The following is a 15,770-nucleotide window of genomic DNA, read 5'->3' as shown; positions in this document are numbered from 1 at the left end:
GGCCACCAGGTTCGAGTAGGCCGAGGCCGGCGGCATTGGCTCGGGCGAGCTTGATCCCGGTCAATTCGCAGGACGCAGCAACGCGATCGTGAACCACTCGCGCTCGTCACTCCAGGCCCGGTCGACCCCCAGCCCCGCGCTGGCGGCCAGCGACTCGATGCGGCCCATGTCGTACTTGTGGCTGCTCTCGTTCCAGAGCGTTTCGCCCCGGGCGAACTCGAACCGCTCGCCGGCGACGGTGACCGCATGGGCCTTGGTGGCCTCCAGGTGCATCTCGATCCGCGCATCGTCGGCGTTCCATCGTGCGTCGTAGTGGAAATTCTCAAGACTAAAATCAGCGTCCAGCTCGCGGTTCATGCGGGTGAGAATGTTCAGCTCGAACTCGCGCGTCACGCGCGCGGGATCGTCGTAGGCGGGGATGAGCACCGATTCGTCTTTGATCCGATCGAAGCCGATGAGCAACGCTCCGTCGCCTCCTGCCAGCTTGGCAAGGGTGCTCAAGAGCTCGCGCTGCACGCCAGGCATGAAGTTACCAATCGTGGAGCCGGGGAAGAAGACCAATCGCGGGTGCAGGCGGGCGATGGCATCGGGCAGATCGATGGGATGGGTGAAGTCGGCCCAAAGCGGCACGATGCTCAGCGATGGGTGCCGCGACGCGAGCGTGCGGGCCACGCTGCGGAGCTGCTCGCGCGCGATATCGACCGGCACCATCGCGCGCGGGTGCTGCAGGGCTTCCAGGAGGATCTCGACCTTCTCGCCCGCGCCGCTGCCCGGCTCGACGATGGTGGCGTTCGGGCCGATCTCACGGGCGATCTCGCCGGCGTACTGGCGGAGCAGGGCGATCTCGGTCTTCGTCGGGTAGTACTCGGGCTGCTCGGTGATGCGCTCGAAGAGCCCCGCGCCGATGGTGTCGTACAGGTACTTGCTGGGGATCGATTTTTGGTCCTGCGCAAGCCCAGCCAGGGCGTCGGCACGGAACGAGGCATCTTCGGCATCGCGTCCCTGGGATTCGTCGGCATCAGGCCGACTATGCGATTCGGAGAAGTCGAGCACCACGGCGCGGCGCTCGACGCTTGGGTCGGTGTCGGTTCCAGTGGTTGGCATCAGGCTGTGTCTTTCGCGAGTCGCACGCCGGAGAACTGCCAGCGCTTGGTGGGGTGGAAGAAATTGCGGTACGTCGGGCGGATGTGGTCCGCGGGTGTTGCGCACGACCCGCCACGCAGCACGTACTGGCTGCTCATGAACTTGCCATTGTACTCACCGAGCGCTCCGGTTTCGGCGGTGTACCCCGGATAGGGGTCGTAGCCGCTGCGGGTCCACTCCCATACGCCGCCGAACATGCCGTCGAGGTGCCCGGATCCGCTCGACGGTGCGCTCGGGTGGAAGACGGCGCGCTCAAGCAAATGGGCGTGCTGGAGCGCATCGCGCCAATGGACGCCGGCACGCTCGAGATCGCGCAGGCACGCGGCCTCCCATTCGGATTCGGTCGGCAAGCGTGCGCCCGCCCACCGCGCGAACGCTTCGGCCTCGAAGAAGCTGATGTTTGTGACGGGTTCGTTGGGATCGACGGTGCGCTCACCATGCATAGTTGCGACGCGCCAGGTACCGTCGCGTCGCGTCCAGTACATGGGCGCTACCCAGCCCTCAGCCTTCACCGCCGCGGCACCCTCGTCGAGCCATAAATGCTCACGGGCGTAGCCGTTGTCCTCGATGAACTCGATGTACTGCCCGCAGGTCACCGGCCGGCTGGCGACGGCGAACGGACGCAAGTACACCTTGTGGCTCGGCTGCTCGTTGTCATACGAGAACTCCTGCCCGTCGCAGCCCACCCAGAGCAACCCGGCCTCGAACTCGACCCACTCCGTGGGTAGGCAGGGGTTCGATTCAGACGTGTCATGCGGGCGCGGGTCGTACGCCTCGCACGCCGCCCCGCACCACAGCGCGTGGCGGATGTCGGTGAGCAAGAGCTCCTGGTGCTGCTGCTCGTGGTTCAGGCCGATCTCGGTCACGCGTGCCGCTTCTTCGCTCAGGCGATCGCCCGAGAGCAGCTCCATCATGCGTTCATCGACATGTGCGCGATACGCCAGGATCGAATCGAGCGAAGGGCGGGTCATCATGCCACGCGAGTGCCGCGGCTGGCGATCGCCGATCTGCGTGTAGTAGCTGTTGAACAGGTAGGCGAATCGCTCGTCGAATCGGCACCCGGGATCGACGCGCGAGAGCACGAATTGCTCGAAGAACCACGTCGTGTGCGCCAGGTGCCACTTGGCCGGGCTCGCGTCGGTCATGGATTGGACAACGCAGTCCTCGGGAGACAACGGCGCACGCAACGCGTCGGTTGTCGAACGGACCGCCTCGTACCGGTCGGCCAGGGAAGCACCGACGAGCGGCGCGCTGCTGATGCTGAATCCCATGGCGCCCGTCCCTTCGTGCTGGGCAGTTCCGTTCGCAGGAGGTTAGCGCCGGTCGGGTGGGGGGTCATCCCGCGGGACGGACATAGCGGAAACTCAGCGGTACATGAGGGATTTCTAACGCTTTTCGCCCCGCACGCCGGCCGGGGAGATCGCACGCTCGGCCGTGTCGAGCAGTAGCGTCAGCACGATGGCCATCAGGGCCGCGGGGATGAGCCCCGCCAGGATGAGCACGGTGTCGACACGCCGGATGCCCGCCAGGATCGGGTCGCCGTACCCGCCCGCGGCGATGAACCCGCCGAGCGTCGCCGTGCCCACGTTGATGACCACCGCCGTCTTGATGCCCGCGAAGATGCTCGGCAGCGCCAGCGGCAGCTCGACGAACAGCAGCGTGCGTCCGGTCGGCAACCCCAGCGAGCGTGCAGAGTCGCGCACCGATTGCGGGATCTGCGTGAGCCCCGCGTGCGTCGTGCGCACGATGGGTAACAGCGAGTACACGAACAGCGCGATGATCGTGGGGATCTGCCCGGTGATCGCCAGCAGGCTGACCAGCAGCGCGAGCAACGCGAGGCTGGGGATGGTCTGCAAAATGCCGCTGGTGTTCAGCACGACCTGCTCGAATCTCTTCGAGTGCGCGGCCAGCACGCCTAGCGGGATGGCGATGGCGATGGCCAGCAGCATCGACGCGCCGACGAGCACGGCGTGCTCGACGGTCGTGCGTGGGATGTCGGCGGCCGCGCGCCGCACGCGGTCGCCGAGCGTCAGCGTGCCCACCGCGGCACCGCCGGCGTCGAAGTAGTTCTTCGCGACCTCGGCCTCGGTGCGCCCGTCGACCTCGACCTGGGCGTTGAGCGCCGACATGGCCGCCTCGTCGAGCACGCCGGTGAGCGACTCGATCGCGCGCATCGCCGCAGGATTGCGCTGCGCGAGGTCGGCCCGGTAGATCCACACCGCGTCGTAGCGCGGGAAGTGGTCGATCGTGTCGCGCAGCACGGCCAGGCCCATGCTCTGGATCTTCGCGTCGGTGGTGTAGATCTCCTTGGCGTCGATGGCCCCGCTGCCCAGGGCCTGGTAGCCCAGGTCGTGGTCGATGCCGCGGATGTCGGCCTGCGGCAGGTCGTAGGCGGCCTTCAGCGGCCGCCAGCCATCGTCCCGCTCGATGAACTCGTTGGTGAAGCCCATCCTGAGGTCCGGGGCGTCGCGCAAGTCGGCGATGGTCTCGAGCCCGTACTCCTCGGCCGTCGCGGGCAGCACGCCGATGGCGTAGGTGTTGTTGAAGCCGATGGGCTCGCTCATCGCCAGGCCCAGTTCGGCCAGAGCCGCACGCAACTCGGCCTCGGTTTCCATTCCCTGATCGGCGAAGATCTCGCGCAGCAGCGTGCCGGTGTACTCGGGATACACGTCGATGGCGCCGCTCTTGACCGACTCGAACACCAGCCGCGTGCCGCGCAGCGAGTCCTTGTACTCGACCCTGAGCCCCTCGCGCCGGGCCCTTTCGGCGAGCAGTTCGCCCAGCAGCACCGATTCGGTAAAACTCTTCGAGCCGATGGTCAGCCGCCCGGCGGGGGCTTCTTCTTCCTGGGCGACAACGGCGCACGCGAGGCACAGCACGACCAGGACCGCAAGCCGCATGACGGCAACCCACCTCACGACGCCGCCCCTTCCATGCCGTGCAGCCGCCGCTGGGCGTTCACGAACCGGCGGACGAAGTCGCTGGCCGGCTCGCGCAGCATCGCTTCGTGCGGACCGTCCTGCGCGATGCTGCCATCGTGCAGCAGCACCACCCGGCCGGCCAGGTGCTGGGCCTCGGCCAGGTCGTGGGTCACCAGCACCACGGTCTTGTCCAGCCGCTCGAAGAGCGCCTTGAGCTCGTCCTGCAAATCGGCCCGCACCATCGGGTCGAGGGCCCCCAGCGGCTCGTCGAGCAGCAGCGCCTCGGGCTCGTTCGCGAGCGCCCGCATAAGCGCCACGCGCTGCCGCTGGCCGCCCGAAAGCTCGTGCGGGTATCGATCGAGCAGCGACAGATCGAGCCGGGCCATCTCGGCCAGCTCGGCCGCGCGGTCGCGGGCCTGCGGCTTGCTCCACCCCAGCCGCCGCCCCAGCAGCGTCACGTTCTGCCGCGCCGTCAGGTGCGCGAACAGGCCCCCCTCCTGCACGACGTAGCCGATGCGCCGCCGTGCCGGCGTCAGCGCGGCACCAACCATCTCGGCACCATCGAAGCGGACCACGCCCGCATCGGGTGCCAAGAGCCCGTTCATCAGCCGCAGCAGCGTCGACTTGCCGCACCCGCTGGGCCCGATGAGCGCCACCGTCGTGCGCGGCTCGATGGTCAGGTCGATGCCGTCGAGGACGACAGCTTCGCCGAAGGCCTTGCGGATGCCGGTGAGGGCGAACATGGGGGAGGTTAGGGGGGCAGGAGTGGTGGGGCGGTCCTGGTTGCTCGAGTTGTGTTGTTGGACTGGGCTTGCACGTTCGACGCTCTGGCGGAGCGGAAGACGGCTGCGCCCGGGCGGTTCGTGGTGTTCGGCTTGTGCTGACGGCCGTGCTTGCACGTTCGACGCTCTGGCGGAGCCGAAGACGGCTGCGCCAGAGCTGCCCCATCGTTGCTTGTTTTGGGCGCTCGCTTCGCTCGCTTGCGGCCTAACGGCCGGGCGGCCGGGGCCGCCGCGCCGGGACATGCGCCCTGCGCCCGAAGACGGGCTGGTGCGGATGTCCCGTCGCCCGGGTGCCTTGTGTAGACGTGCGCCAAGGGCTCTTGACGCCGAAGCATCCGCCGAGCGAGTCTTCGAGCGACAGCGCATGCGAGAGGCGCGGCCGCTCCTGTGGCCCGGGCGGTAGCCCGCAAGCGAGCAACGCGAGCGCTCAAGAACAACCAAACGGAGCGCAGCGGAGGCGCGGCGGTCTTCCGCCCCGCCGCAGCGGCCGAGCGCCAAGAACGCGCCATCGGCACAATACAAGAGCCAGAACCACCCGACCCCATCACCACAAAACCGCCGCGGGCACCCATGGGGCGCCCGCGGCGGTTCGAGGTATACGAATTCACGACCCGCGGCTCAGGCCGCCGTCTTGGCGTCCGAGGGCATCTCGAACACCGTCGCCTGGTTGCCCGCGCCGAACTGCACGCCGAAGACGGCCGGGTTGCCGTCCTTGGTCGAGGTCTGGGCGGTGATGCGGTACACCACCTGGGCCGTGCCCGGCGGGATGGTCGCGTCGGTGAAGGTGCGCTCCTTCGCGTTCGCGAAGAAGGTGAAGGGAGATTGGCTGGCCACCTGCCGCTCGACGCGGTAGGTCACCGGCCCGGTGCGCGGCGGGTTGGGGCACTTGAAGCGCAGGGTGATGGCCCCGCCCTGGAGCAGCTCGACCTTGAAGCTGGTCGCCGTGCCCGGGGCGGGCGCGGGCTGCGGGTCGGCGGGCGCGGGGATGGCGCCCAGCGTGTAGATGCTGGTGGGGTCGTCGCTGTTGCGAGCCGTCGCCCGGATGATCGCCACCTGCCCGCTGGCCAGGGTGCGCATGTCCTTCACCGCCTGGTTGTAGCCCGCCACCGCGCTGCGGTACGCGTCCTCGGCGGCGTCCAGGTCCGTGCGGCTCTGCTGGGCGACGGCCGTGAGCGAGGCCAGCTCGGCCACGTCGGCCGAGTCGAGCTTGAGCGCGACGGCGTTGTCGTTCCATGGGGTGATGTGGGCCAGGCACCAGGGGATGGCGTCGGTGCCCTTGCGTGGGACGGTGCTCATTGCTCGGCTCCTTCGATGGCGGCGCGCGCCACGCCGGTGCTGGTGCGGATGTGCGGCCCGGCCCCTGCGCTGGGGGCCGGCAACGGCAGAACAGAATCATGGAGCATCGATCCGTCTCCTGCGGCAACCCGGAACGGCGTGGGCCCGCGGCGAACAAGGAAACTTCCCGGACCACAACGGCCGGGTTTCTCCGGGTATCGAGCATGCGAGAGGGCGACTCCAGTTGGAATTCTCGGTCTCCTCATTTTTTTAACCTCCGGAGCAATTTTGATCGGTTTATGTTTGGAACATCCGCTTGGGCGCCCGCGCAAAATGGGGTGAGGGCCCGAGAAGGGCGGCACACAACACGCTTGGGCGCTGGGTGGAGCGGCTGGCGCGCGGAGACGGTCAGCTTGTGCGCCGTGTAAAACGGCTTGCGCGCTGATGCGAGTGGAGTGCTCGCTGACATGGAACGTCGGTGGGCTGGGGCGATCGACTTGTGCGTTGACGCGAGCCGCTCCCCAATGGCCCGGCTACCCACTACCCCGCGCATTTCGTCCATATCACAAGCACGCAGGCCGGGATTCGACTGGCAACTGGGAATTTCATTCGCATGTTCCCATGCTCGTTCTGACGGCGGTGGTACTTGTACTAAGCTAGGGAAGTTCCCTGTATTGGTCCTAAATATTTGCGATGCAAGTGGTTACGTAGTTGGACATGCTTGGTGAAATTCAACAACGAAGAAAAAGTTACCGCTCCATCCGTTTTTTCGAGTACAACATCCACATCTCCACTATTTCGGTGGCGTAGGCGTTCAAGGAGCCGATCCAATGCTCGCACGGATACAAATAATTGTTGTCGGAATGTTCTTTTTCTGCGTGGCCGCAGAGGCGGCGAGCCAGAACTGCAACTGTGGTACGCTCCCTGCCGGGGAGTTCAATTTCTACGTCGATGCCGCCGCAACCCCGGCGAACCTGACCTGGTGCCAACGCATCAACAACATCAACGCCCCATACCGGACGCTCGCGGAGGCGCGAGATGCCATCCGCAGCTACAAGACGCAATGCCTCATGGGCGCAGAGTTGGATCGAGACATCACGGTCTGGATCCGAGGCGGCGTGTACGAGATGTTCGAGACCACAACGCCGCAAGGCGTTACCGGCGAAGACACATTCGAGTTAGAGGCGCAGGACTCGGGCAACCCCATCGCGGGCTACTACATCACGTACCGTGCCTATCAATCGTCCCCACAGTTCAACCCCGAGGACGTCTTGCTGACCGGTGGAGTAGAAGTGGACGGCTGGACGGCGGGGGGTGTTCAGTCGGACGACGCGGGTGGCACGATGAGCCGGTGGTGGGGGACTCTCAATATTGACTGGCCAACTTCTGACATTTACATCGACAACGAACGCATGACGCTGGCGCGAGAGCCCGACCTGGGTGCCGGAGAGCTTGGGACCGGATTTGCATACATCCTCAAATCCAAGGTCCACGATGATCTGGGTCCCACTGATACGTTTGAACGGTCGTACGAGATCGATGATGGGCTTCGCATGCGAGGCTCAGCGGCGTGTGGTGGCGGCAATACCGGGTACATCGAAGCGGTCGCGATCCATGAGTGGAACGTGCACAGGAGCATGCCACTCGGGACATCAACGTTCGCGGGCCCCGGAGGCACGATATCTGGCAACGCCACGCTTATTTTTTCGCCCGATGCGCCACTGGGAAAGATTGGCGGCGCGCCTGGTTGCACAGAAGGTGCAGTGAGCTATTACCCTGCCTTCTTTACCATTCGAGGACGAGGTCTAGATTCCCACAGCCAGATGTGGCCGGATGTCACAATGAAGACCACTTGGCCAACGGGGTTTGAGCCTCATGCCCCCAATGGTGGGGCTTGCGAGCTGAATACTACCAAGGACGATCGCCTGTTCGTGGAAGGCGACAAGCGATTCATGGACCAGCAGTACGAATGGTACCAGGCGCAAACCAGCGTGTGCCAGCAGGTCAACATCCGTCTTCCCCACGCTGCTGGGGTTGACATCATCGATCCAAACACGGCGACGACGATTTTGCCGAAGCAACAGACCCTGGTTCGATTGACGGGCTCCCAAGAGGCGCCGGTGAAGGGCGTGATATTTCTGGACCTCATGTTTGGGTTCACCAACTACGTCCGGCCCGGCCTGCATGACGAGACGGAGTACACCCCTCAGTCGATTAGTTCTCGCGGGATCCAGCACATCGACAATCCATGGACTCCAAAGATCAAGCAGGGTGTCGGCCAGAACGTGCTCCCGGCCGCATTTGAAGCGAAGTACGTCGAAGGCCTGTACGTCGTCGGTTGCCGATTCGCGCATACCGGTGGCAACGCGATCAATGCCTTCACCCCCGTTCGCCCAAGCTACTTCTGTGGAGATCCAGATATCGATGGGATCCTCGTCCAGCAGACCGAGTTCTTTGACATTGGTGGCACCGCGCTCGCGCTTTCCAAGTTCGATGAATTCGTCTTCGCCGGGGTCCAGTTCGATGCGGTCCCTTCGGGCCCCGAGGCCGAATTCAGCATCCACAGCCCAGCGAATGTCATTGTGTCCGCCAACTACTTTCACGACATCGGTGTTCGGTACTACTCCTCGGCCGCCATCTGGTGCCGAGGGACGCAGGACGTCGAGATCTATTTTAACGAGATCGACGGGTCGATGGACTCGGGGATCTATGGCGGCGTCAGCAACCAGATGGTTGAAACGACCATAGTACAGGACATTTGTGGCGTGATCGACATCACGGAAACTTGCGGCAGACCTGCGACGGGCGTTGACAAGGATGCTGACCGATACACCTCACTTCGTGGGGACTTTATCGTTCTCGGGAACCGCGTGCTGAACACGATGGGCGTGATGACGGACGGCGCGGCGATCTACTTGCGAGGATCCCCGGGGCAGACTTGCTACCCCAGTGCCGCTCGGATCTCTCCATTGTGTGACTGCGACGGGCCTTTCGGCTCATGCACCAGCCCGAAGCGAGCATGGGTCGCCGAGAACTACGTAGACGACGTGGCGCCGAACGGGCGGCTCCCGAACAGCAATGCGGTCGCGCACCTCTACTTCGACAACTGTTCTGCGAACTGGTTTGTCCAGCAGAACGTGTTTCTTGATGAATTCGATCGATCCGACATCATCAATGTGCAGGTATCCAGGGGTATCGCAGAGAGTGGCCAGGCGGCACTCCCGATCACGTTTTGCTGGGATACGAACTACTACGAGGGCCCCGGGGTGGGTGAGCCGCGTGAATTCGGTCGAGCATTCATCGAAGACAAGTTGATCAAGTACATGACATGCACCGACCCCGATGGAACTGATGCTGATGCCGTGTTGCCGGCTGTGACAATGCAGTTCGCTCGCGACACGAATATGATGGTCAAGCAGGTCCCACAGGACATTATTGATGCCGCCGCGATCCCCTCCCTGCATCCTCGTGTCAAGGGATACCAGTCGCCACTGATTCACCCTTAGGTTTGCGGCATCAATTCTTGTAAGGAGTTTTATCCGTCAGGGCAATACTGGCCAATTTATTGTGTCCCGTCCACCTCAACCTCGCGCCACTTCCCCTCCACGTGTCGCACGATCGTGCCGGTGTGCAGGTACAAGAGCTGCTCGGCGATGTTGGCCGCGTGCTCGGCGATGGCGTGGGTGGCGGTGGCGATCTCTAAGAGGATGAACGCGGCGGCGGCGTCGAGCTCGTTCGCCCGCAGCTTGGCCTCGGCGTCACGCATCAGGGTGGCCTTGAAGGCTTCGACCGTGTCGTCGCTGAGGAGGACTATGCGGGCCAGCCGCGCGTCGCCGGTGGCTAGGGCCTTCACCGCGTCGCGGACGATGCCCACCACGCTGTTGGTCAGCACGCGGAAGGTGTTGGGCGGGGCGGCCCCAGCATCGGTGAGGCGTTGGCCCAGCGTGGCGCAGGCGAGGGCCGCGTCGGCGATGCGCTCGAGCTCGTTGTTGACCTTCACGATGGTCAGCAGGTTCCTCAGGTCGGCGTCGGGCAGGCGGCGGGCGCCCTCGGTCGCGTCGGCCAGCAGCGCGACGGCGGCCTTCTCGATGCCCACGTCGGCCTTGTCCACCGCGTCCTCGGCGGCCTCCATGCCCAGCAGCCCATCGCGGCCGGGGGCGAAGATGTGGTCGAAGCCGCCCTCGACCATCTGGAGCACCAGCGTCCCCTGATCGCTCAGGCTCGTGCCCAGCGCGGCCAGGCGTTCCTTAAAACCCTCGGGGGTGGTGGGCATGGGGCGGATCGCTCCGTTCGAGAACCAGTGGGGCACCAGTTGGTGCCCATAGCGGACGATAAGAGAGGGTACCCACGGCGGCAGCCGGATGGGGGGGCCTAGCGTAGCCCCAGGCCCGTTTTTGACCGTCCCATACGCCGATCTGAGCAGGAGCCCGACACCCTATGAACGAGTTCTGCGTCGAGAGCCTCAGCGCCCGGTGGATCCTGGATTCCCGGGGCAACCCCACCGTGCGGGTCCAGGCCGAGCTGGCCGGCGGGGCCGTGGGCGTGGCGATGGTCCCCAGCGGGGCCAGCACCGGCGAGCACGAGGCCGTCGAGCTGCGAGATGGCGACAAGGGCGTGTTCGGCGGCAAGGGCGTCAGCGCCGCGGTGCGAAACGTGGGCGAGAAGCTCGCCCCGGCCGTCGTCGGCCTCGACGCCCGCGACCAGGCCGCCCTCGACCACACCATGCTGGCCGCCGACGGCACCGACAACAAGGGCAAGGTGGGCGCGAACGCGATCCTGGGCGTCTCGCTCGCGTGCGCCCACGCCGTGGCCGCCGAGGCGGGGCTGCCGCTGTATCGCAGCGTTGGTGGCGCGGGCGGCCGCACGCTACCCGTGCCCATGCTCAACGTCATCAACGGCGGCAAGCACGCCGACAACAACCTGGACTTCCAGGAGTTCATGGTCCAGCCCTGGGGCTTCGACGACTTCGAGACCGCGCTCCGCGCGGGGGTTGAGATTTATCATTCACTGCGCGGTCTGCTGCACGAGGCCGGACTGAGCACGGCTGTTGGCGACGAGGGCGGCTTCGCGCCCGATTTCAAGAGCGCCGAGGAGGCGTTGCAATACCTTGAGAAGGCCACGAAGAAGGCCGGGTACGCGTGGGGCACGCAGATCTCCATCGCCCTCGACCCCGCCGCCAGCGAGTTGGCCAATGAGGCGAAGAAGGCCGGGAAAGAAGGCTATAAACGGTTCAAGAGCGACCAAGCCGTCATCACCAGCGACGAACTCATCGACACCTGGGCCAACTGGTGCGACAACTACCCCGTGCGCTCCATCGAGGATGGCCTCGACGAGAACGACTGGGCCGGCTGGAAGAAGCTCACCGAGCGGCTGGGCGACAAAGTGCAGCTCGTCGGCGACGATTTGTTCGTCACCAACATCAAGTTCCTCCAGCGCGGCCTGGACGAGGGCTGCGCCAACGCCATCCTCATCAAGCCCAACCAGATCGGCACGCTCAGTGAAACCCTTGAGGCCGTCGACCTCGCCCGCCGCAACGGCTACGGCGCGGTCATGAGCCACCGCAGCGGCGAGACCGAGGACAGCACCATCGCCGACTTGGCCGTCGCGACCAATTGCGGACAGATCAAGACCGGCGCGCCCTGCCGCAGCGATCGCAACGCCAAGTACAACCGGCTGCTGGTGATCGCGCAAGAACTCGGCAGCAGTGCGCTCTTCGCCGGGAGCGCGTGAATGGCCGGCACTGATGCCACACCCAAGCCCATTGACACCAAGGTGCTCTACGAGGGTGCCAAGTTCAACGTCGAACTGCTCACGCTGCCCGCGGATGATGGCACGCGCGAGATGGCGATCGTCCGCCACCCCGGTGCCTGCGCCATCCTGCCCATCCTGACCGAGGCCACCGAGCACGAACCCGCCACCCTGGTGCTCATCCGCAACCAGCGGCCCGCGGTGGGGCAATCGCTCTGGGAGATCCCCGCGGGCACGATCGATCCGGGCGAGGAGCCGCTCGTGTGCGCCGGGCGCGAATTGATCGAAGAAACCGGCTACAAGGCCGCAACATTGGAGCCGTTCGGGCGGTTCTATACCACGCCGGGCATGACCGACGAGGTGATGCACGTGTTCGTGGCCCGTGGGCTGACCCACGTGGGCCAGGACTTGGACGAGGGCGAGCACATCGAGGTGCACGAAGTGACAGCCGACGAGGCGCTGGCGATGATCGACGACGGCCGGCTGATGGACGCCAAGAGCGTGATCCCCATCGTGCGCGCCCACGCCGCCGGCCTGCTGGGGCTTGGCCAGTGACGGAGAACTGGAGAGGGAGCGGCCCGCGCGGCTTCATGTCGCGCGTCTTCGGCGAGGGCGACAACCCCATGCGCTGGGCGCTGCCGCTCTACCGGCTGTGGGGCATCACCGTCAAGCTCCACCTGTTCTTCATCATCTTCATCGCCATCGAGTTCATCCGCTCTGCCGGGCCCAGCAGCTATGGGTTCACGATGACTGCGATCTGGCTGACCTGCCTATTTGGCATCGTGCTGCTGCACGAGTACGGCCACTGCTTCGCGTGCCGATCGGTGAAGGGCGAGGCCGACGAGATCCTGCTCTGGCCGCTGGGCGGTCTGGCGTACTGCCGGCCGCCACACGATTGGAAGTCCGAGTTGATCACGGTGGTTGGCGGGCCAGCGGTCAACGTGGCGCTGCTGCCGATCTTCGGGCTTGCCACGTACTTCGTCACCGGCAGCTGGCGGTACGTCTTCTTCAACCCCTTGGAACTCGTCGGGCCGCCCGGTGGCTACGCCGAGCGCACCATTTTCCTGCTGCACGTCATCAATACGCTGTTGCTGGCTTTCAACGTGATGCTGCCGATGTTCCCCATGGACGGCGGCCGCATCGTGCAGTGCCTCATGTGGCGCAAGATAGGCTACGAGAAGAGCCTGTGGATTTCCTGCAACATCGGCTTTGGGGCCGCCGTGGTCGTCGCCGTCTTTGCCTTCGGGTTCGACAAGATGCTTCTATTGGGCATCGCTCTCTTCGGCGGGCTCACCTGCTGGCAGCAGAAGCAGAGCCTCAAGATGATGGGCTTCGAGCCCCAGTACGCCGCGGCCTACCAGGCCACCGATGACAGCCGCCCCAAGAAGCCCTCACGCGCCCAGCTCTCGGCCATCAAGAAGCGTCAGGAGGAAGAGGCCAGGTTCGATAAGCTGCTTGAGAAGATCGCCGAGCAGGGCATGAGCTCGCTCACCCCGCGCGAACGCAAGTTCCTCGACCGCGTATCGGAGAAGAAGCGCCAGGGCAAGGCCGGATAGGCGATAGGATCAGGCCGCGAGCCGCACCACCCGCAAGATTCGGGCCGGTTTTCCCAAGTATCCTCCCAGATCAAGGACGATGAACGCACCATGGGGCTGCACGATCGAAACTACATGCGAGGCGACCAGGCACCGCCGGGCTTGAGGCCCGATCGCGGTTGGCCTGTGTCAGCGACGATTGCGCTGATCATCGCTAACGTCGCGATCTTCCTGTTCCAGTTGGTCGCTCTGAACGCCTGGGGGCTCCAGTGGATCCGCCAACCCACGGATGCCGTTCCTGGCATCGGGCCAGTCGACGCCGTGACGCTCTACGGCCACTTCTCGACCAACGAGGTCATCTTTGGGCTCGAGTTCTGGCGCTTCCTCACGTTCCAGTTCCTCCACGGCGGCTGGATGCACCTGATCTTCAACATGTTCGGGCTGTTCATCTTCGGCCGGCTCGTCGAGGACCAACTCGGGCCCAAGAAGTTCCTCGCCTTCTACCTGGTCTGCGGCATCTTCGGCGGGCTCTTATACCTGCTGCTTAACCTGCTCGGCGGCGTGATCGGGCTCAATCTGCCGCTGCTGCTGCCCGGCGACCCGGCCACGCCGTTGGTTGGTGCGTCCGCCGGCGTGTTCGGCATCGTGATCGCCTGCGCGTACATCTCGCCCAACACCGTCGTGCAGTTGCTCTTCCCGCCCATCCCGCTCAAGATGAAGACCTTCGCCTACGGCTTCGTCGCGATCGCGTTCTTCATGCTCTTTACGGGTTCCAGGAACGCCGGCGGCGAGGCGGCCCACCTGGGCGGCGCCATCGCGGGCTTCTACTTTATCCGCAACACCCACCACCTCATCGACTTCTTCGACGTCTTCGGCGATTCCCGCAAGCCAAAGGGGCCAAAAGGACCAAGGGGTGGCAGGGGACGGCCAAGGGCACAAGGCGGGATCAGCCAGCAGGAGGTCGACCGTGTGCTCGACAAGGTCCAGGCCTCGGGCCTGGGTAGCCTGACCGACAAGGAAAAAGAAACCCTCCGCCACGCCACCGACCGGCAACGCCGGGGCTGAGCGGGCATGGCCATCACCTTTGATATCGCGACAAAGAGCCGCAGCACACAGGGCCGGGTGGGAACCGTCACCACGCCCTACGGCGTGTTCGACACGCCAGCCTTCATGACCGTGGGCACCCGCGCCACGGTGCGGGGCGTGACCAACGAGCAGCTCCGCCAGGTCGGCGCGCAGGTCGTGCTCAACAACGCCTATCACCTCTGGCTGCGTCCGGGGCCAGAACTCGTCGACCGCATGGGTGGTGCGCACGCCTTCATGGGCTGGGACGGCCCGATCCTCACCGACTCGGGCGGCTACCAGGCGTATTCGATGGCCGACACCAACGCCATCGACGAGGACGGCGTCACGTTCCGGTCGATCCTGGATGGTCGGAAGCTCCGCATGACGCCCGAGGCGTCCATGGACATCCAGAACAAGATCGGCGCCGACATCATCATGGCCTTCGATGACTGCCCGCCGGCGATCGAGTTGGCCGATGGGCCGGCCTCGCAAACCCGCCTCAAGCTCCAGGCCGCCCACGACCGTGATCGCACCAGGAATGGCTACGACCACGCCGCCCGCCTCAAACTCGCCAACGAGCGCACCATACGTTGGCTCGAGCGCTGCGCTAAGGCCCATACCAAGCCCGACGCGCAGGCTCTCTTCGGCATCGTCCAGGGCGGCACGAGCGAGGACGCCCGACGATGGTCGGCCGAGCGAGTCACCAATGTCGACCTGCCCGGCTACGCCATCGGCGGGGTGAGCGTGGGGGAGACCAGCGAGGACATCGCCCGCATCGTCCGCTTCACCGCGCCGTTGATGCCCGAAGGCAAGCCCCGATACTTGATGGGCGTGGGCTACCCGCGGGACATCGTGGCGGCGGTCTGCGCGGGGGTCGACATGTTCGACTGTGTGCTGCCAGGCAGGAATGGCCGCAACGCCAACGCCTTCGTGCCGCAGGGCCAGATCAGGCTCCGAAACGCCAAATTTACCGAGGATCCCGAGCCCCTGGAGCCCGGCTGCGATTGCCCGGCCTGCCAGCCCACGCACGGCCGCTCGGCCAGCCGGGCCTATATCAGGCATTTGTTCATGTCCCAGGAGATGCTGGGCCCGATCCTGGTCTCGCTGCACAATCTCCGGTTCTACCAGCGGCTGATGATGGACCTGCGGGCCACCATCGCCGGCGACGATTGGGCCGGGTTCGCCGATCGCTGGCCCTCCGCGGCGTCGGGCATCCCACAGGCCGCTTACCATGCCCCCCGCGTCGGCCCGTCCGGCGTTGGTGAGGTTTGATCCGCCCGGCTCTCTGCCGGGCCCAGCAA

Annotated in this window: 12 protein-coding genes; 6 read left to right on the top strand and 6 right to left on the bottom strand. The window is 65.4% G+C overall.

All coding sequences use genetic code 11. From position 1 onward, the window contains the following. Positions 1-60: 60 nt before the first annotated feature. From egtD to NCW75_09295, 5 genes are all read right to left on the bottom strand, one after another. A complete protein-coding gene (gene egtD, locus NCW75_09315; GenBank protein UYV11498.1) occupies positions 61-1,104 on the bottom strand; it encodes an L-histidine N(alpha)-methyltransferase in 1,044 nt (347 codons plus the stop codon). Continuing rightward, positions 1,104-2,414 carry an ergothioneine biosynthesis protein EgtB gene (egtB, locus tag NCW75_09310; protein UYV11497.1) on the bottom strand — a complete coding sequence of 437 codons (1,311 nt, stop codon included), beginning with the start codon at positions 2,412-2,414 and terminating at the stop codon, positions 1,104-1,106. Before egtB ends, egtD begins: the two co-directional genes overlap by 1 nt. Positions 2,415-2,528: 114 nt before the next feature. Continuing rightward, on the bottom strand, positions 2,529-4,061 hold the full coding sequence (locus NCW75_09305; GenBank protein UYV11496.1) for an ABC transporter permease subunit: 1,533 nt from the start codon (positions 4,059-4,061) through the stop codon (positions 2,529-2,531). Continuing rightward, the gene (locus tag NCW75_09300) at positions 4,058-4,807 is read right to left on the bottom strand and encodes an ATP-binding cassette domain-containing protein (GenBank protein ID UYV11495.1); all 750 of its coding nucleotides are present in this window, start codon (positions 4,805-4,807) and stop codon (positions 4,058-4,060) included. Before NCW75_09300 ends, NCW75_09305 begins: the two co-directional genes overlap by 4 nt. 657 nt (positions 4,808-5,464) lie before the next feature. After that, positions 5,465-6,142: a hypothetical protein gene (locus NCW75_09295; protein UYV11494.1), complete on the bottom strand. Its 678-nt coding sequence runs from the start codon at positions 6,140-6,142 to the stop codon at positions 5,465-5,467. 809 nt (positions 6,143-6,951) lie between these two features. Between NCW75_09295 and NCW75_09290 the strand changes: the two genes are divergently transcribed. Continuing rightward, positions 6,952-9,627, top strand: coding sequence for a hypothetical protein (locus tag NCW75_09290; GenBank protein UYV11493.1), 2,676 nt, complete (start codon positions 6,952-6,954; stop codon positions 9,625-9,627). Between the two features lie 56 nt (positions 9,628-9,683). Here the strand turns inward: NCW75_09290 and NCW75_09285 are convergent, their stop codons facing one another. Further along, positions 9,684-10,394, bottom strand: a complete 711-nt coding sequence (locus NCW75_09285) for a hypothetical protein (protein UYV11492.1) — start codon at positions 10,392-10,394, stop codon at positions 9,684-9,686. A 164-nt stretch (positions 10,395-10,558) separates the two neighbouring features. On the opposite strand from NCW75_09285, the gene eno reads away from it, so the two are divergent. The 5 genes from eno (at position 10,559) to NCW75_09260 (ending at position 15,741) form a co-directional block, all read left to right on the top strand. Continuing rightward, on the top strand, positions 10,559-11,851 hold the full coding sequence (gene eno, locus NCW75_09280; protein ID UYV11491.1) for a phosphopyruvate hydratase: 1,293 nt from the start codon (positions 10,559-10,561) through the stop codon (positions 11,849-11,851). Next, a complete protein-coding gene (locus NCW75_09275) occupies positions 11,852-12,424 on the top strand; it encodes an NUDIX hydrolase (GenBank protein ID UYV11490.1) in 573 nt (190 codons plus the stop codon). Beyond that, positions 12,421-13,425, top strand: a complete 1,005-nt coding sequence (locus NCW75_09270; GenBank protein UYV11489.1) for a hypothetical protein — start codon at positions 12,421-12,423, stop codon at positions 13,423-13,425. Before NCW75_09275 ends, NCW75_09270 begins: the two co-directional genes overlap by 4 nt. A 90-nt stretch (positions 13,426-13,515) precedes the next feature. Further along, the gene (locus tag NCW75_09265; GenBank protein UYV11488.1) at positions 13,516-14,469 is read left to right on the top strand and encodes a rhomboid family intramembrane serine protease; all 954 of its coding nucleotides are present in this window, start codon (positions 13,516-13,518) and stop codon (positions 14,467-14,469) included. 6 nt (positions 14,470-14,475) lie between these two features. After that, a complete protein-coding gene (locus tag NCW75_09260) occupies positions 14,476-15,741 on the top strand; it encodes a tRNA guanosine(34) transglycosylase Tgt (protein ID UYV11487.1) in 1,266 nt (421 codons plus the stop codon). Positions 15,742-15,770 lie beyond the last annotated feature (29 nt).

The sequence above is a fragment of the Phycisphaera sp. genome, assembly GCA_025916675.1.
GTDB lineage: Bacteria > Planctomycetota > Phycisphaerae > Phycisphaerales > UBA1924 > JAHCJI01.
Note: the sequence above shows the minus strand (reverse complement) of the source record. Positions and strands in the feature narration are given on the sequence as shown.